16 protein-coding genes are annotated in these 18,072 nt (G+C 46.1%); all 16 read right to left on the bottom strand.

What is annotated here, in order from left to right:
• Positions 1-231 precede the first annotated feature (231 nt).
• Positions 232-642: an H-NS family nucleoid-associated regulatory protein gene (locus I6L40_RS09320; protein WP_104015297.1), complete on the bottom strand. Its 411-nt coding sequence runs from the start codon at positions 640-642 to the stop codon at positions 232-234.
• Positions 643-1,182: 540 nt separating this feature from the next.
• Positions 1,183-2,907: a PglL family O-oligosaccharyltransferase gene (locus I6L40_RS09315; RefSeq protein ID WP_216995418.1), complete on the bottom strand. Its 1,725-nt coding sequence runs from the start codon at positions 2,905-2,907 to the stop codon at positions 1,183-1,185.
• A 118-nt stretch (positions 2,908-3,025) separates the two neighbouring features.
• Complete coding sequence (locus tag I6L40_RS09310) at positions 3,026-4,084, bottom strand: LPS O-antigen chain length determinant protein WzzB (RefSeq protein WP_083593422.1); 1,059 nt, start codon at positions 4,082-4,084, stop codon at positions 3,026-3,028.
• 48 nt (positions 4,085-4,132) lie between these two features.
• Positions 4,133-4,672 (bottom strand): dTDP-4-dehydrorhamnose 3,5-epimerase, encoded by a 540-nt coding sequence (gene rfbC, locus I6L40_RS09305; protein ID WP_071911856.1) that lies wholly within the window; start codon positions 4,670-4,672, stop codon positions 4,133-4,135.
• 94 nt (positions 4,673-4,766) lie between these two features.
• A complete protein-coding gene (gene rfbA / locus I6L40_RS09300) occupies positions 4,767-5,654 on the bottom strand; it encodes a glucose-1-phosphate thymidylyltransferase RfbA (RefSeq protein ID WP_071911858.1) in 888 nt (295 codons plus the stop codon).
• Positions 5,655-5,766: 112 nt separating this feature from the next.
• A complete protein-coding gene (rfbD, locus tag I6L40_RS09295; protein ID WP_071911860.1) occupies positions 5,767-6,654 on the bottom strand; it encodes a dTDP-4-dehydrorhamnose reductase in 888 nt (295 codons plus the stop codon).
• Complete coding sequence (gene rfbB / locus I6L40_RS09290) at positions 6,654-7,760, bottom strand: dTDP-glucose 4,6-dehydratase (protein WP_071911973.1); 1,107 nt, start codon at positions 7,758-7,760, stop codon at positions 6,654-6,656. The genes rfbD and rfbB overlap by 1 nt, the downstream gene beginning before the upstream one ends.
• A gap of 204 nt (positions 7,761-7,964) precedes the next feature.
• Positions 7,965-9,926: a nucleoside-diphosphate sugar epimerase/dehydratase gene (locus tag I6L40_RS09285; RefSeq protein WP_071911862.1), complete on the bottom strand. Its 1,962-nt coding sequence runs from the start codon at positions 9,924-9,926 to the stop codon at positions 7,965-7,967.
• Between the two features lie 59 nt (positions 9,927-9,985).
• Positions 9,986-10,543, bottom strand: a complete 558-nt coding sequence (locus I6L40_RS09280; RefSeq protein WP_143241733.1) for a sugar transferase — start codon at positions 10,541-10,543, stop codon at positions 9,986-9,988.
• Between the two features lie 2 nt (positions 10,544-10,545).
• Entirely contained in the window at positions 10,546-11,517 is a 972-nt protein-coding gene (locus tag I6L40_RS09275; protein WP_071911864.1) for an SDR family oxidoreductase, read from the bottom strand.
• Entirely contained in the window at positions 11,514-12,725 is a 1,212-nt protein-coding gene (locus tag I6L40_RS09270) for a glycosyltransferase family 4 protein (RefSeq protein WP_216995327.1), read from the bottom strand. The genes I6L40_RS09275 and I6L40_RS09270 overlap by 4 nt, the downstream gene beginning before the upstream one ends.
• The gene (gene wecB / locus I6L40_RS09265) at positions 12,722-13,855 is read right to left on the bottom strand and encodes a non-hydrolyzing UDP-N-acetylglucosamine 2-epimerase (RefSeq protein ID WP_071911868.1); all 1,134 of its coding nucleotides are present in this window, start codon (positions 13,853-13,855) and stop codon (positions 12,722-12,724) included. Before wecB ends, I6L40_RS09270 begins: the two co-directional genes overlap by 4 nt.
• Positions 13,855-14,724 carry an SDR family oxidoreductase gene (locus I6L40_RS09260; protein ID WP_071911869.1) on the bottom strand — a complete coding sequence of 290 codons (870 nt, stop codon included), beginning with the start codon at positions 14,722-14,724 and terminating at the stop codon, positions 13,855-13,857. The genes wecB and I6L40_RS09260 overlap by 1 nt, the downstream gene beginning before the upstream one ends.
• Before the next feature lie 2 nt (positions 14,725-14,726).
• A complete protein-coding gene (locus I6L40_RS09255) occupies positions 14,727-15,764 on the bottom strand; it encodes a polysaccharide biosynthesis protein (protein WP_071911977.1) in 1,038 nt (345 codons plus the stop codon).
• An 11-nt stretch (positions 15,765-15,775) separates the two neighbouring features.
• Positions 15,776-16,786: a glycosyltransferase gene (locus I6L40_RS09250; protein ID WP_158025283.1), complete on the bottom strand. Its 1,011-nt coding sequence runs from the start codon at positions 16,784-16,786 to the stop codon at positions 15,776-15,778.
• 1 nt (position 16,787) lies between these two features.
• The gene (locus tag I6L40_RS09245) at positions 16,788-18,002 is read right to left on the bottom strand and encodes a glycosyltransferase family 2 protein (protein ID WP_216995326.1); all 1,215 of its coding nucleotides are present in this window, start codon (positions 18,000-18,002) and stop codon (positions 16,788-16,790) included.
• Positions 18,003-18,072: the final 70 nt, after the last annotated feature.

Raw genomic sequence — 18,072 nt, 5'->3', positions numbered from 1 at the left:
CATTTTTGAAGCAAAGACATACAAGGTAAACAACCCTTGTCGGGGTCGAGGCGCGCACTACCTGCATTTACCGCAGCTCATAAAATGCTAGAGATAAGGTTTACGGAAAACCAGTTCACAAAGAGGGAAGAAAAATAGTGGCAAGCGGATTGAATAATCCAGTGAGAATATGCAGCAGACAAAAATAATGCCGCACAGAGGCGGCATTATCGGATATCCAAACTGACAAAATCAGATCAGGAAATCGTTCAGGTCTTTGCCCAGCGCTACTTGAGCAGCAATGGCTTTCGGCATACGGCCTTGACCGGTCCAGGTTTTTTCCTGACCATCTTCTTCGTACTTGTATTTAGCAGGACGCGGAGCACGCTTGCTCTTGGCAGCACCAGTCGCAGCAGCCGGAGCAGCGGCACTAGCCAGCAGCTCACGAGGATCAATGCCAGCCTGCTGCAGCATTTCGGTGAATTCACTCAGCTTGCGCTGACGCTCTTCCTGCTCGGCACGCTCCTGCTCAACAGAATCAGCGCGCTCTTGATAAACCAGATCAAACTTCTCTTTAGCTTCCAGCAATTGCTCAAACGGCAGCTCACGAATAGCCGCACGCAGACTACGAATGTTCAGCAGAACTTTCAGAAACTCGTTCATTATTTCCTCACAAAAATCGGTCACAGAGATAACGGTTTTAGAATAGCATGGACAATTCACGACAACATACAGTTTTTATTTACTTCAAGCTTTTTATTCGCAGTTAAGTCAGCAGTGGTTGTCTGTGTTCGCAAAAGAGAACACAGATAATAGATGAAACACGCTTATGCTAGGCTGCCGTTCTGAAAAAACAAGGATAAATAAACGACAGAGATAGACTCATAATTACCACATAGTGCCGATGACCCCACTCTGCATCGGCCAAGTCTATGTTTGATAGTCATGAGAGATATCTCAGTAAAAAGCACAGCGCAACACGATCCACTATATCAAATCAGGAGAGTAGGTCTGCAAACTCAGTGGTTAATGATATACCCCTTCCCCTATTAAACCCTCGAATAAATTGCCATCAAAAAATTATCTTATCCATATAAATCATCATGTTATGATGACCCTGATAGCTGGTTCTTGATTTCTACAGCGGCAAAGGTAGTAACCAATAGGAAAGGCAGCACTTTAAGAACTGGCTTTCCCGTGAGATTACTGTCTCTTGGCTTCCTTTGCTGCACTATTGGCTCGCTGATCAACGCTATTGATCACTGAGGTGGCTATAGAGCCTGTCAATAAAGGCTCGGTTGGGTATAGCACCAATGCCTCACGGCGCAGTGCATTGGCCTCCTCAATCCGCCCCAGTGCATTAAGAGCTATGACCATATTGGCGTATATATTGGCTCTTGGCGTATGGCGAACAAACTCTTTACCCCAATCAAGATAAGCTTCAAGTTCACCTTTGTTATGGGTCTGCAAACCAACCATAAGACGAACCGAGTTCACATCGAACTCGACTCTGGTCAACCATGCCATTGGATTAACTATATCCAGCAACAAGGTCGGTTCCTTATAGCCACCTCGCTCATATTTGGTAACTACCCAGGCGGTATGGATCGCAGTCAGCATAAAAGGAACCACGACCAAAGGGATCGCAATTGCCATAAAACGTAATAACAACCAAGGGCGATACTCAAATTCCCACCATGTGGTACGCCCATCATTGGTAAGGGCGGCTTCTTCAACCTCAGCATCAATGAAGTAAATAAGCGTCAGAAGCAGCCACCACAATGCGATAGCATGATAGAGAGGATATTCTGTCTGGGTATGCAACAAGATGGGGGTAACCAGCGCCAACAACGCCATTCCATGACTCAATCTAGTCTTACTCAGCCGCCACAATAGTGCGCCTCCCATGATCACCATTCCGACCATAGGGGCAATGCCACCTTCAACAGCCCAGTAGAGAAATTCATTGTGTGGATGATCCAGGTTGTATTCAATCTGAACCATACTAGGATTCAGCGCTTTATCCGCCATATAGTGATGCAGAAATACAGACTCAAAACTGCCATACCCCCACCCTGTCCAGGGTGCCTGCAAAATCAGCTTTATCGCATATGGCCAATAAATGGAACGCATGCCACCAGACTGGTAGATCTCCAGCCCACGCTTGGCTCCTGCCATCCAGTATTGTGATAGCAGGCCAATCACTACCGCCGATATAATCAGAGCCAATACGCGCCAGAGCAATTGGTGACGATACAGTTGCGGCCACAATAAAAACAGGGCTAAAAGGCCACCTAATTGGCCCACTCGGGATTGTAAAACAACCAGTAACAGTGCCGCAGATAGAATGACGCCATAGCGCAGAGTCATCAGCAAGCGACTCCCCTCGCTACGTAATTCCAGCCAGATAGCAAGGGCAACCCCTGTTGCCATAAAGGTTGCCATCACATTTGGCTGCTGGAATATCCCATATGGGCGATTGACCTTGGTGTCATAGCCAATCCAGTTACCTGGCGTCAATAGATAGAATTGCACCATACCAATCACAGCCTCTATTGCGATTGCAATCAGGACGAGATAGAGCAATCGGTCACGCTGCAACCGATTAAATCGCCATTGGTAGAGACCGAACAAAAACAGCAGACCAGCAAAAAGCCCCAGCAATCTGGGAATGGCAAAATCCTTAAGTTCAAACCCTAAATAGAGCATAGGGAGCAACAGTAAGAAAGCACCTATCCATAAACCTGCTTGCAAAGGAGAAAAGGCCAGACGCTGGCGTAGCGTCACTTGCCACAATCCCAGCCCAATAGCGAACGAGGCAAATACCCATCCCCATGCGTTAAATGGCAGATACAGCGCTGCACCTCCCGGATTGTGCATAAAAAAGTGCATACCCAGCAGCCAGTAGAGCACACATAAAACCATCATGATTCGTGTTAACGTCACAGCCCAGCTCCTTAGGCCAACCCAACATTGAAAGGACACCGAAGATATCAATAAAAAGAAAGGGGGCAAATTGCCCCCTCCACTCAGTCAACCACTCACATTATGCCGCTTCTGGCCGACGAAAAGCATGGCGTACCAGCACAATTGCGACCCCAAGCATACCACCGAGAAGGGTTGCCAATACCACTATCAATGGACGTTTGGGTTTATCACGGCTTAGTGGCTCTTCTGGAGCATCAAGATACGAGAAGGGTCTGAAGCTAATATCATCCATTTTGACAAGCTTGAGACGATCAATCTTCACCTGAAGCTCGGTTAATTTAGGTTGATATGTGGTCAGATCTAGAGTTTTGAGCACCTTCAGTTTTTCTTCCAACCCTTTAGTGCCTAAAGTGGGTGCAAAGCGATCATCGTTATTATAGTTAGTCAGTGGTTGCTCAACGCCAGCAGCTTTGGCAATTGATATAGTCAGAGCCAGATTATCAATATCATTTTTTAACGCACGTTCGGCATCTTCTTTGATTAATTGCAAGCTAGTGCTCAAAATAGAAATATCAGCTGACTGTTTTTCCTTCAGTTTACTGACTATTTCGTGCTGTTGCTTTGAAATAATGAATTGAATATAGGTTTCCAGCAACGTTAATGCCTGACTTGAATTTTCTGCACTGCTCGTAATGATAATCCCGGGTCTTTCCCCCTTTCTATCCACGGCCTCAGCAGTGATTAACTCGGCCCACTTACGTAACCACAGGCGTTGTTCACGCGAATCCAACTGAGCCGACTGGACTTGTTCTTGGAAGAAGGAACTGCTCTTCAAAAAATCGCGACGATTCTCATAAGAGTTGAACTCACGAACGAACTCATCATACAACTCCTGTCCACTGGGAAAACCGCTTATCCCAAATAGTGTAGCTTGGTTGGCCATTCGTGATAGAGGACGCAGATCTTCGCTACGCGGCTCAAAGATCACCGCCTTGGCCGACCAAACTTGTGGCGACAATAGAGCGTAGGCAATACCCCCCATAGCAAACACGCCAGTCACCAACAATATCAGAACTTTTTGACGCCACAGCACCAGCACCAACTCTCGCAGATCTATCTCATCTGATGTCGGTACTTGTACCCACGGCTCAGGAATGATTGGCGTTTTTTTGCTCATTTCTCTCTCTTCATTATTAATGTTAAAAATTTTACAACAGGAATACCATTAAGGGGCACCAACAAAAAAAGGTGCTTGGCGGTCTTTATCCGATAGCAATAAAGGCCACTGTTCAGATAGTGGCCATTTGATCGCCAGGTTAGGGCTATCCCATCGAATAGCAGCTTCATCACCGGGATGATAATAATCACTACATCTGTAAAAAACATCAGCTCTATCGCTGACCACATAAAAACCATGCGCAAAACCGGGGGGAACCCAGATAAGCTCACCAAGTTCTGCATTTAATAGACAACCCAACCATTGCCCGTACGTTGGTGACGCAGGCCGAATATCGACCACCACATCAAAAATGGTTCCGCTGATGACCTGCACCAGCTTGCCCTGTGGTCTGCTGCATTGGTAATGCAAGCCACGTAACGTGCCCCCGACCGAGCGGCTCAGATTGTCTTGCACCAGCGGATAATGACCACAGTGCTTTTCAAACTCATCTTGACGAAAACACTCACGAAATTGACCACGATGATCCGAAAAAGTCGTAGGCGTAAGGATCATCACCCCCGCTAGCGATGTTGCACGATATTGCATTGATAACCCCATGCGAAAAGAACCAGATGACCACTTGCTTACAGTTTGACTTCTTCGACCGAACGTCCCCTTAAGCTCGAAAATCCCACCTGACTCACACATCAGGCTGCGCGGCAAGTAACCTTAGCAGGTATTGACAATATTCATTTTTTGCCAACGGGATAGCAAGTGCGCGCAACTGCTCGGCATTGATAAACCCCTTGCGAAAGGCAATCTCTTCCGGACACGCAACCTTTAATCCCTGACGCCTTTCGATGGTCTGAATAAAGTTACTCGCTTCAAGCAGGGCTTCATGGGTTCCGGTATCGAGCCAGGCATAGCCGCGCCCCATTATGGCGACTGTCAATTGCTCTGTAGCAAGGTAATGATTACTGATATCAGTTATTTCCAGCTCACCACGAGGCGATGGCTTCAGGCTCTTGGCAATCTCTACCACGCTGTTGTCGTAGAAATAGAGGCCGGTGACCGCATAGTTGCTCTTGGGCTCCAGTGGCTTCTCTTCCAGAGAGATAGCGGTACCCTCTTTATCAAATTCCACCACCCCATAACGCTCGGGGTCATGCACGTGGTAGGCAAAGACGGTAGCGCCACTCTCTTTGGCTGCCGCCGCTTCAAGCTGTTTCTGCAGGTCGTGACCGTAGAAGATGTTGTCGCCCAACACCAGCGCACAGGGGTCTGAACCGATGAACTCTTCACCCAGAATAAAGGCCTGAGCCAATCCGTCCGGACTTGGCTGCACCTTGTATTGCAAGTTCAGGCCCCACTGGTTGCCATCACCCAGCAGTTGCTCAAAACGGGGGGTATCTTGCGGCGTGCTGATGATCAAGATATCGCGAATACCCGCCAGCATCAGAGTGCTAAGCGGGTAGTAGATCATCGGCTTGTCATAGATGGGCAGCAGCTGCTTGCTCACCGCCATGGTCACCGGATAGAGACGGGAGCCTGAGCCACCGGCCAGAATAATGCCTTTACGTTTGGTCATGATGCTTGTTTCTTATTTTTAAATTGCAAAAGAAAAGGGTGGCTAGTGGCCACACCTTTCTGTTTTATCCCTGCCAGCCAGGGAGGTGTTCAACACATCCCTGACCAGTGATTTATTTGCCCAGGATCTCGGTTAACATCCGCTCTACACCGACGGTCCAGTCCGGCAGCACCAGATCGAAGGTACGCTGGAATTTGCTGGTATCAAGGCGGGAGTTATGGGGGCGTTTGGCCGGGGTCGGAAAGGCACTGGTCGGCACAGCGTTGAGTTGCGTGACAGCCAGTTCAACCCCGGCTTCTCTGGCTTTGGCAAACACCAGCTGGGCGTAGTCAAACCAGGTGGTGGTACCGGAGGCAATCAGATGGTACAGCCCGGCGACCTCGGGTTTGCACTGCGCCACGCGGATCGCATGAGCGGTACAATCGGCCAGCAACTCGGCGCCAGTCGGGGCGCCGAACTGGTCATTGATGACTGACATCTCGTTACGCTCTTTGCAAAAACGCAGCATCGTCTTGGCAAAGTTGGCACCACGGGCGGCGTAGACCCAGCTGGTGCGGAAGATCAGGTGACGGGAGCAAATAGCGGCGCCTTGCTCACCCGCCAACTTGGTTTCGCCATAGACGTTGAGCGGTGCCGTTGCATCGGTTTCCACCCAGGGGCGCTCGCCGCTACCATCGAACACATAGTCGGTGGAGTAATGCACCAACCAGGCACCCAATGCTTCCGCTTCTTTGGCTATCGCTGCCACGCTGGTTGCGTTGAGCAGCTCGGCAAACTCCCGCTCGCTCTCTGCTTTGTCCACTGCGGTATGGGCCGCTGCGTTGACAATCACATCCGGCTTGACCAGACGTACCGTTTCGGCCACCCCTGCCGGGTTACTTAAATCGCCGCAATAGTCGGTGGAGTCAAAATCAACGGCCGTGATGCGCCCGAGCGGCGCCAGTGCGCGCTGCAGCTCCCAGCCTACCTGGCCGTTTTTGCCAAACAGCAGAATATACATCAGGCACGCTCCCCATCGTTCTGTTCAATCGCGGAATAGTGCTGCTCAATCCAGGATTGGTAGGCACCGCTCTTCACGTTGCTGACCCACAGCTGGTTATCCAGATACCACTGCACGGTTTTGCGAATGCCCGACTCGAACGTTTCTTGCGGTTGCCAAGCAAGCTCACTGCTCATCTTGGTCGCATCGATCGCATAGCGGCGATCGTGACCGGGACGATCCGCCACATAGGTGATTTGCTCACGATAAGAGCCCGCTTTTGGCACCATCTCGTCCAGCAGATCGCAGATGGTGTGTACCACCTCCAGATTCTGCTTCTCGTTGTGACCGCCGATGTTGTAGGTCTCCCCGACCAAGCCAGTAGTCACCACCTTGTAGAGCGCGCGCGCATGATCTTCTACATAGAGCCAGTCACGGATCTGGTCGCCCTTGCCATAGACCGGCAGCGGCTTGCCATCCAGTGCATTGAGGATCACCAGCGGGATCAGCTTCTCGGGGAAGTGATAAGGGCCGTAGTTGTTGGAACAGTTGGTGACGATGGTCGGCAGGCCGTAAGTACGGCGCCAGGCGCGTACCAGATGGTCGCTGGAAGCCTTGGAGGCAGAATAGGGGCTGCTGGGGGCGTAAGGAGTGGTTTCGGTAAAGAGCGGCAGTGGCTCACCGGCAGCCACTTCATCCGGATGGGGCAGATCCCCATACACCTCATCGGTGGAGATATGGTGGAAACGGAAGGCCGCCTTGCGTACCTCGTCCAGACCGTTCCAATAGGCACGTGCCGCTTCCAGCAACATATAGGTGCCAACGATATTGGTCTCGATAAAGTCAGCCGAGCCTGTGATGGAGCGGTCAACATGACTCTCGGCGGCCAGATGCATCACGGCATCCGGCTGGTGCAGGGTAAACACCCTATCCAGCTCGGCACGGCTGCAGATATCGACCTGCTCAAACACATAACGCTCGCTTGTCGATACATCGGCCAAGGATTCCAGATTGCCGGCATAGGTGAGTTTATCGAGATTGATAACGGCATCCTGGGTATCACGGATGATATGGCGCACCACGGCAGAGCCGATAAAGCCTGCGCCACCGGTAACGAGAATTTTCAACATATTCAAGCTAGCATTTCTGCGATATAAGGCTGACTGACAAGACATGCTTAAAGGCTACACCCTGACAGAACATTGCCCCTGATGAGGACAGAGGATTGCTTCGGCCCAAACAAGCTATTGATCCTCAACATGTTGTCCCTCTGTCCATCTATCAGTTCCATCATTCACACAAGCACTGTGCATTACATAAAGTACGCCGTTTTAATGCATAGGCTGATGACTCTCTGAATTAAGAAAATCAATATCCTCGACCACACTAAGGCTCGGTTCATGAGGCAAAGTATTTTTTGCCTGCCACACCAGATCGCAGATCCCGTCGGTAGGATTAAAACCCGTCGGCATACTTAACAGCAGGCTACGGATCTGCTCATGATCAAAACGGAAACACGCGCTATCGAGCTCGGTCAAAAACGCCCGCAGTTGTGGCCATGGCAACATCGACTCCGATGCTTTCATGATCCGGGGATGGGCAGTGCCCTCAACCTGCTCACCAATTAGCAGCTCTTCAAACAGCTTCTCACCGGGGCGCAAGCCGGTTATCTTAACCTCAATATCACCAGTAGGGTATTTGTCGCTCTTGAGCTTTAGGCCACTCAAACGGATCATACGGTGCGCCAAATCAATGATCTTGACCGGCTCCCCCATGTCCAACACAAACACATCCCCCCCCTGCCCCATGGCCCCCGCCTGGATCACCAATTGCGATGCCTCAGGAATGGTCATGAAATAACGAATGATGTCAGGGTGGGTCAAGGTCAATGGGCCACCATCGCGGATCTGCTTGCGAAACAACGGTACAACAGAACCCGAAGAGCCCAAGACATTACCAAAACGCACCATGCAAAAACGGGTTTGCTGCTGCGCGGCAGCCAACGATTGCAATACCAATTCGGCCAATCGCTTGGTGGTGCCCATGGTGTTAGTGGGCCGTACCGCCTTATCAGTTGAAATCAGCACAAAGGTTTCAACCTTGGCCCTGATAGCTGCCTGTGCACAATAAAGGGTGCCAAAAACATTATTGCGCACACCCTCAACCACGTTATATTCAACCAACGGGACATGTTTGTAAGCAGCTGCATGGTAAACCGTCTGGATTTGGAAGGTACTCATAACCGCTTGCAAGCGATGCTGCCGCTGCACCGACCCCAGCAATGGCAATATCTCAACCTGCAACCCTTCCTGCCTGCTGATTTCTTGCAGTTCTTTATCAATGGCATATAGACCATATTCAGAAAGCTCAAACAACACCAGTTGCGCGGGTTTGCAACGGATTATCTGGCGACATAACTCAGAGCCGATTGAGCCACCAGCGCCCGTCACCATTACCCGTTTGCCAGATATATTGGCATTGATCAGTTCAGGGATCGGGGCAACAGCATCACGCCCCAACAAATCCTCAATACTGACTTCTTTAAGCTCATCGATATGAGCATTCCCCTCAACCAAGTCTGCCATACCAGGGATAGAGAGAACCTCACATGGGCATTGCTCCAATCGATTGATCACTGCTTGCCTGACACTACGCGAAGCACTCGGCATAGCCAGCAAGATTTTTTTAATATCAAAACGCTCAATCAACGCCTCAATAGCATCAGTGCTGTAAACGTTCACCCCTTGGATCACGGTCTTAACCAATGCGGAATCATCGTCGACAAACGCCACTGGCAGGTACTCCTGCCCTTGATTCAACGCAAGTTGCAACTGCCGACCGGAAGAACCTGCACCATAAATCAGCACAGCCACTCGTTGCTGACCGGAGCGTTGCACTAATGCACGGAAAAACAGCCGCACCCCACCGATCAACAACACCGAAAAAGCAAAATAGATAACAGACACAGTACGAGGAAGTGGAACCCCCATAAAAAATGCCAGCATAACCAACGACATCGTGGAAAGAAGAGCACCAAGCGACACAGTCCACAACACCTTGAAACCGACATAACGTAATACAGCGCGATACAGCCCTAACCGTATAAAGATCACGATAGTGATCGGTAGTAACAACGCCAGCATTTGCCAGTGCAGCAGACTCTGCAATGGAATATTGTCATCAAGGCGAACCCAATAACCACCCCAGAATGCCAAAGTTAGCAATAGCAGATCAGCACAGATGCTAATGGCCCGTTTATAAACACGGGGGATAGCCAAGAAAGAGGTCAACATAATGGAACCATCTCGTTAACAGCGGTAAGTAAGATTAGGTGAAGCAACTAGTTATAATATTATTTCGGTCCAACCGCATCGCCTGCACCGCTACCAGTTGCCGTCATGATGATATAACGAAAGTAGCTAGTTAAGGTGAGGCTATCGATCATCTGCCGATCTGTTTTGGCAAGCAATGCAGGGGTCGACATATCGATATTTTGTACCTGCGCCAAGCCTGTAATCCCGGGTAAAACTTCATAAACGCCTAGGGCATCACGCTCTTTAATCAGCTCCTCCTGATTAAAGAGGTTAGGTCTCGGCCCAACCAAGCTCATCTCACCTTTAAGTACATTGATCAGTTGTGGAAGTTCATCAATTTTAGTCTTGCGTAGAAAGGCACCTAACTTGGTGATCGAACTTGTGCTCGCCAAGTGGCTTGCCACCGACTGGGTATCGACCGACATAGTGCGAAACTTAATCAGCTTGAAAGGCTTTTTGTGTTTACCAACTCGGGTTTGCACAAAAATTGGCGAACCAGTGTCAAACTGGCCAATAATAATGACGATAAGCAAAATGGGCCACAACAGCACCAAACCAAAAAAAGCTGCGAAAAAATCCAACAACCGGATCAACATAGTTATTCTTCCTCAATAAAACAGCGCTGGATACCTTCTGCTACTGATATAGGTGGTTGCCAACCCAACGTATGTTTGGTGTGACTAATATCTACCTGAAGATTACCACACAGTCTCTCTATCACAGCCTGTTTTCCAGTCATGCGCCCCAAGAACTGCAGCCAACTCATCGGCACCGGTAATAACCGTGGCGGTTTACCCGCTGCACGCGTCATCATCTCAAGCAATTTGGTTGTTGAAATATCGTCATCATCACTGACTAAAAAGGTTTGATTCGCCGCATGTGGATGACGGATACAGGTGATGATCAAATGAACCAGATTAGCCAGCGCTACCATGCTGCGTTGGTTATTGATAGCTCCCAATGGCAATGGAAGATTTTTTTTTGCAATAGTCAGCAATGAAGAAAAATTACCTTTAACACCAGGCCCATAAACTAGTGGTGGACGAATGATAACCAGCTCCATTCCTGAGCTGGCCACCAATTGTCGTAACCCATCTTCTGCCGCTTGCTTTGATCGCCCGTAGGCATCCTCAGGGGCTGCAACACAATCATGCGTAAAAGGCTGGTTATAAATCGTCGATTCGCCATTCACTTTAATAGAACTGATAAAGATAAAACGCTTCACGCCCGCAGTAATTGCCTGGCGCGCCAATTGCAATGTGCCATCTACATTAATATCCCGATAAATATCTACCCCATTATCCTCTAAATTATTCATCATATGCGCTTGTGCTGCACAATGAATGACCAGTTCAACATCAACCAAGGCGGTGCCATAATCCACCGCAGCGCTAATCTCCCCCATCACATGGCCAATCATTTGAGCACTGGTATCGGCAGCACGGTTAGCGTTCATTCCAACGGGTGCATGACGACCATAAGTACGTACTGTTACATCAGGTTGCAGCATTAATTGCTTCAATACTGCATTACCCACAAAGCCGGTGGCACCGGTTAGCAATATTGTCATTTTTTTGACTCTAAAAATGTATTAATTATCTGTTGAGCCGCAACCTTAACTGAAAAGTTAGCTGTAAGAACAGCATAACCACGCATCCCCATTTCAACACGCAACGTTTTGTCATTTAAAAGATTAATTGCTGCCGTTAACAACGCATCATCCTCACCATTAATATATGCCCATCCAGCACCTTGGCCATTAATGAAATCAATCACATCATTACCTTGATTCACACTACCAAGAATAGGCAAAGACTGAAGCATATAACCAAGTAACTTCCCTGGAAAGTTATGCGCTTTATGCGTTTTAGCTAATGAAAACAAACCAACATCAACCTGCGTCAAGACTTCCTTATATGCATCTTGGTTAATTGAAGGGAGCAGTGTTAGGTTGTGAAGGTTTTCAACAGTTATAGCCTGCTTGACCAATTCGAATTCATCGCCTTGTCCAATAAACAAAAAATGGGCACTTGAGTATGGCACCATATTTTTTACTAAACGCAATAAATTACGCATATCTTGAGCGTGACCAATGTTACCGCCATAAAAAAATATGACTTTGTCATTTAAATTATATGTCTTCCGGATGTCTATAAGCTGTGACGAAAAACTGGCAGGATTAATATCAGCCCAGTTCCTTAGCACTTGTAGATTATTGTATTGGGAATGCAGAGTTCTAAAATAATCAACATTAGCAGGAGACATTAAACCAATGCAATCTGATGCATTGTAATTGAGTTTTTCAAAAAAATGGAAATATGAAGCGATTGGCGATTTAGCAGAAATCAACCCTTCATCTATTACCCATTGTGGGAACATGTCCCGCAACACTAAATAATTAAATGTCTTCACATTACGTTTAAGCCAATGCATTAGTGGGCCAAAAAAAATAGTTGGCGAATAATTAACACATAGTTCGAATGAATATATATCCTTTGCATCCTTAATTGCTAAGAAAGCACTGAGAGATAGCAATGTTTCACTTATAGCTCTTTTAACCTTGCCCTGTCCCCGCATAGGCGGGTTACGAAAACGCCATATTTCTATACCATCTAAATAATCGACCTGAAGGCGCTTGGTTTGTTTGCCATGACTGGGCGTAATTATCACCGGATCATGGCCAAGCCTTTTAAACTCTAATGCCAGTTCATGGAACATTTTGGCATGCACTAAAGTGCTATCGGGTAAATAATCATCTGGGAACAGGGCTATCTTCACAGCGACTTTCTCCACACCACTCGATTAACATAATCGGTGTAGCTTAAAATGGTGCGCAGCACTTTTTCTGATACATTCGGAGCAATGTAATCTTGTACCTTATTGATCAAACGCGTTGCACCACGCGGTTGTTGCTCCAAAACTTCAATCGCTTGCAGGATCCGCTCAACACTCATGCCGGTGAACATCACCGCCCCTTCTTCGAACCCTTCTGGGCGCTCTTGTGCTTCCCGAATATTGACGGCAGGGAAGTTCAAGATGGATGACTCTTCCGTAATGGTACCGCTATCGCTTAGAACTACCTTGGCATCCATTTGCAGGCGCACATAATCACTAAAACCAAGTGGCTTTAACAAATTAACTAAAGGGTGGAAAGTTAAATTCAATGCTTCAATTTTTTTGCGGGTACGTGGATGGGTTGAAACAATAATCGGATACTGATATTTCTCTGCAAGCTCATTTAATACTCTCACATAACTGTGAATATTTTTATCGGAATCCACATTTTCTTCACGGTGCACGCTCACCAAAAAGTATTTCCCCTTAGTGAGTGAAAAACGAGATACCACATTAGCAGCGTGTATTTTACCCTGATAAAATTCCAGCACCTCATCCATCGGGCTGCCGGTTTTAACGATCAAATCAGGCTTGATGCCTTCGCTTAACAGATATTCACGTGCAATATCGCTGTAGGGCATATTTACATCAGAAATGTGATCGACAATTTTACGGTTAATCTCTTCCGGCACCCGCAAATCAAAACAGCGGTTGCCTGCTTCCATATGAAAAATCGGGATTTTTCTACGCTTGGCCGAAATGGCGGCCAATGCACTGTTGGTATCGCCCAAAATAAGGAGAGCGTCCGGCTTTAACTCAGCAAAAACATTATCTGACTTGCTGATCACTTGCGCCATGGTTTCGGCGGCGTTGCCACCGGCACACTCTAAAAACACATCTGGAGCCCGAATACCTAAATCATCAAAAAATATTTGATTGAGCTCATAATCATAATTCTGACCAGTATGCACCAAGGTATGATCACAAAACTCATCCAGCTTGGCGATAGTACGCGATAACCGAATGATTTCTGGGCGCGTACCAACAATGGTCATCACTTTTAGCTTTTGCATTACACATACCTTGTCAAATAATCGTTATGCATAAATTCAATCAACTCACGCCAACTGGGCACAGTCAAATCCAGCGCTTGGCGCAAGCGGCTAGAATCGAGCGAACGATTAATCACCAGTTGGGTTGACTCATTAATCTCAATATCTTTGCCATAAATGTCGGCCACCAACGAGATTAAACTGTGCTTATTAATCGGTTCGACAGACAGATGGTACAACCCGCAAATCTCAGGCTTGTTCAGAATGTTGTCTGCCAGTAGTTTGGCGATATAACAAGTAGGCATCCCAGAAAACACAGCCTTAGAAAAACCATTCACAGCACCGGATTGGCTTAAAAACCAATCAATCAAGCTAACAGCTGAATCCAGCTCATGCCCAATGATCGAGGTACGTAAGGTTAGGTGGCGGCCATAGTTAACCTCACCTAGGCACTTAGATTTTCCATACAGATCCGTTGCAGTCGGCAAGTCAGCTTCCTGATACATGCCTTGCTTGCCATCAAACACACAGTCAGTCGAAAAATGGATTAACCGTGCATCATATTGGTCACACAAAGCAGCCAACCGATGTGGTAGTAGTGCATTAATTTCAATCGCAGCCACATGCTGCTTGGCAATATCGTGCTGTTTAATCAAGCCAATACAATTGATCACCACCTCTGGCTTGGTAGTGAGAATTGCTTGTTCAATGCTGGCAATATCGGTGACATCAATACCTTGCAACAGTTGCTTTTGGTACTGCGCAAAAAAGGCCGCCTTGCCGGTTAAGCTGCGCACTGTACCCGTGACGTTCAATGCTGGGTTGTCAGCCAAATTGCTAAACAGGCTGTAACCCAACATGCCGGTGGCACCCAAGATTAACACATTCACCGTTATACCCCTTCCGGTACGATTATATTACCGGCTTCGATCTCACGAATGAAGTCGAGCTTGCGTAGTAATTTCTTCATCCCGGCCACATCGAGGCGCTCGGTATTATGTGAGTTATAATCTTTAATCTGCGACAGATCTTGCTCACCCTCTTCAAAATACTTGGAGTAATTAAGGTCACGGTTATCGGCAGGCACTCTAAAGTATTGCCCCTGCTCCTGTGCGACAAACATCTCTTCACGGCTACAGAGTGCTTCAAATTGCTTCTCGCCGTGGCGTGTGCCAATCACATTTACCGGATGTTGCGGTTGATTAAGGATTTCCAGCAAGGCGTTAACTAATACCTCAATAGTGGCGGCTGGTGCTTTTTGCACAAAAATATCGCCATTTTTTCCATGCTCAAAGGCATGCAATACCAGATCGACCGCATCATCGAGGGTCATCATAAAACGGGTCATCGCAGGGTCGGTAATGGTAATAGCATCGCCATTAACAACCTGGCGAATAAATAACGGGATCACTGAACCGCGCGAGGCCATCACGTTGCCATAACGGGTGCAGCAAATGGTGGTATTGGTGTGTTCCAGGTTACGACTCTTGGCAACAATTACCTTTTCCATCATCGCCTTGGAGATACCCATGGCATTGATCGGGTAAACCGCTTTATCGGTACTCAAGCACACCACCCGCTCGACCCCATGACTAATGGCAGCTTCCAGAACATTCTCAGTACCCAGCACGTTAGTTTTTACCGCTTCCAGTGGGTAGAATTCACAAGACGGCACCTGCTTTAACGCTGCTGCGTGGTAAACATAATCCACCCCACGCATGGCATTAGCCACGCTTTGGTAATCGCGTACATCACCGATATAAAACTTAAGTTTTTCCGACTTAAATAATTTACGCATATCATCCTGTTTCTTCTCATCACGGGAGAAGATGCGGATCTCTTTAATATCGGTATTTAAAAAACGACGTAGCACCGCATTACCGAAAGAGCCTGTACCGCCGGTAATCAATAAAACTTTATCTTTAAACACACCAACCTCCATTATTGTTTTACTAAATAGTTTAAAAAATCAATTGGCTTCTTAACTTCAATAAGTTCGTCTGTCTTTCCAAGATAACGTAGCACTGCGAGATATATAGAAAAACTCGAACAAGGATTAAAGGTTTCATCAGGGTGAGCAACATCTCTAACATAATCCAGCTCCCCAGCTAAAATTGGTATACCAAAATACTGCGCTTCTATCAGCGGCATTCCAAAAGACTCTACAAGAGATGGGTATATTAATGCTCTTGATTCATTGTAAGCCTGACTAACTGCATCTTTAGAAAGAATGCCAAGATTTATAATTAAGTTACCGTATTTTTTATTAAAAATGTCTATCATGGATAACAACTTGCTATTTATGGGCAATGTCAACGCAAGAGTAACAGCATGTCCATTAATAGCTAATTGCTCCCAAGCATTTATTAGTGCCACATGGTTTTTATGTTTTCCATCATCAGCAACATATATGAAGTCGTATTTTTTATCATACTTATATGCGCCAACCTTACATTCCGATTCTATAAATGGAAAAACCGTTACTTGGTGACTATCTTTTCCAAGCCAACATTTCAAATCTCTCTGCATTGATCTTGACTGTACTATGAACTCCCTGACTTTAAAAACAAACTTTTTAAAAACTAACCTTTCAAAAAACAGCCTTATAGATATTTTAATTCCATATCCTTGACCTGAAAAGCTGTTTATGTATAACCTATTTTGTAAAAATACAGTTATATTTTCACTTTTTGCCAGTATCGGAGGTAATCCATGAAAGCAAAAAATTTTAGTGTCATAACGAGATATTTCTTTAAGTTTTAACTCAGCATGCAATCTTGACTGTACATTTGGTTTAACAAAAAAAACGCAACTAAAGCCGGACGTATCTATTTTATCTGATATTCTAGAATCTAGAAAGAAAATTATATCCTTACCATCAATTGATGTTAGTAAAGACTTTAATAATTCAAACCCACCACCAACATGAACATTAGGTGCATAAAAAATCATACTATGAAACTCTTTTGTGTCTAGCCAGTAAAGAAGAAAGAGAAAAACCATTACTCTTTACATAAGCTAGTAATAGCTTAGGGGTGTCCGCAACAGTTTCAACCCCTGGAATATACTTTTTCCCTCCTGCGGCAGTTGGCTTTAAAATTCTAGAAAGAATATATAAAATCCTATGATAATAATATTTGATTTTTAATGTAAAAATTATAAAATTCATCCTTGCTTGTCGAGAAACACACTCATTAGAGTAACACTCTTTAGACGACTTTATCTCTTCAAAAAAATCAGAATGTTTTATCTCACAAAGAGAATATAAACTTAGCCAGTTAAAAGCACACACATAATTTGGTGCTAGTTTTTCTAATGTTTTAACGGCCGCGTGAGACCAAACAGTTTCAACCGAAAAGAATTTTGGGATAAAAGGATTCCAACCAGAGTCAATGAATGCACTTGTCTGGGACTCTGAAGACATCTTACCCTTGTGTTTGTTTAGTGCACTCCTCCCAGTATTACTTCCACCTGAAGCTCCTGGTATGGTTAGTGGATAATCTATTTCATAGAACTCTTTAGTTATCAAAGCTAATCCTATAGCAGCAGACATGTCGGGGCTAGAACCGTGAACATATGCGCCTGTTCTATTCCGCAGTTCTTCTAACAAAGCTCGACTAACTAATCCATGATACAACTTTGGTAAGCCATCCGTTCCTTGACAGGCTCTGTCAAGTGCGCTTATTAACGCCTCCTGAGAGTTCTTCTTTATCAAGCCACCTACACAGGCAGGTAAATACAGTCGCTTTGCATGTTGTTTTCCATATACCTTTGTTACAAAATCAGGCCAGTTATAGCTGGCCTTTACTTTAGGTGTTATTAACTTTACATTTTCACTTTTTGCCCATTCAGCCAACTCGCAAAGCTCTGGAGATATGGAGTCATCATCCCCGATTAAGCAAACATATTCTCCTGTAGCCTGTGATAATGAAAAGTTATGGTTTTCTGTCATATCTAGACGAGTTTTATGCTTGATATAACTTAGCCTAACCTTTGTTTCACTTATATTTAATTTGGAGATCCATTCTTCCAGAGCACAATCCGAACTGGTATCACTCACAACTAATTCAATATTATCACAGTTCAGATCCAAAATAGACTTTATTGAGTGTACAGCATACTGAGCTCTATTGTGAGTAGGTATAACTATAGAGAGTAATATTTTCACTTAATTTCCACCTAAAAAAATAAATCGGTTCCAGATTACCAATTATCAACCGTCTCTCTAGAGAAAGATG

It is taken from the genome of Aeromonas sp. FDAARGOS 1410, assembly GCF_019048745.1.
In the GTDB taxonomy this organism is placed as follows: Bacteria; Pseudomonadota; Gammaproteobacteria; order Enterobacterales; family Aeromonadaceae; genus Aeromonas; species Aeromonas jandaei.
Note: the sequence above shows the minus strand (reverse complement) of the source record. Positions and strands in the feature narration are given on the sequence as shown.

Coding starts and splice junctions, on each gene's coding strand:
- I6L40_RS09320 (WP_104015297.1), bottom strand. CDS start 642: ATGAACGAGTTTCTGAAAGTTCTGCTGAACATTCGTAGTCTGCGTGCG.
- I6L40_RS09315 (WP_216995418.1), bottom strand. CDS start 2,907: ATGATGGTTTTATGTGTGCTCTACTGGCTGCTGGGTATGCACTTTTTT.
- I6L40_RS09310 (WP_083593422.1), bottom strand. CDS start 4,084: ATGAGCAAAAAAACGCCAATCATTCCTGAGCCGTGGGTACAAGTACCG.
- rfbC (WP_071911856.1), bottom strand. CDS start 4,672: ATGCAATATCGTGCAACATCGCTAGCGGGGGTGATGATCCTTACGCCT.
- rfbA (WP_071911858.1), bottom strand. CDS start 5,654: ATGACCAAACGTAAAGGCATTATTCTGGCCGGTGGCTCAGGCTCCCGT.
- rfbD (WP_071911860.1), bottom strand. CDS start 6,654: ATGTATATTCTGCTGTTTGGCAAAAACGGCCAGGTAGGCTGGGAGCTG.
- I6L40_RS09285 (WP_071911862.1), bottom strand. CDS start 9,926: ATGTTGACCTCTTTCTTGGCTATCCCCCGTGTTTATAAACGGGCCATT.
- I6L40_RS09280 (WP_143241733.1), bottom strand. CDS start 10,543: ATGTTGATCCGGTTGTTGGATTTTTTCGCAGCTTTTTTTGGTTTGGTG.
- I6L40_RS09275 (WP_071911864.1), bottom strand. CDS start 11,517: ATGACAATATTGCTAACCGGTGCCACCGGCTTTGTGGGTAATGCAGTA.
- wecB (WP_071911868.1), bottom strand. CDS start 13,855: ATGCAAAAGCTAAAAGTGATGACCATTGTTGGTACGCGCCCAGAAATC.
- I6L40_RS09250 (WP_158025283.1), bottom strand. CDS start 16,786: ATGATTTTTTATGCACCTAATGTTCATGTTGGTGGTGGGTTTGAATTA.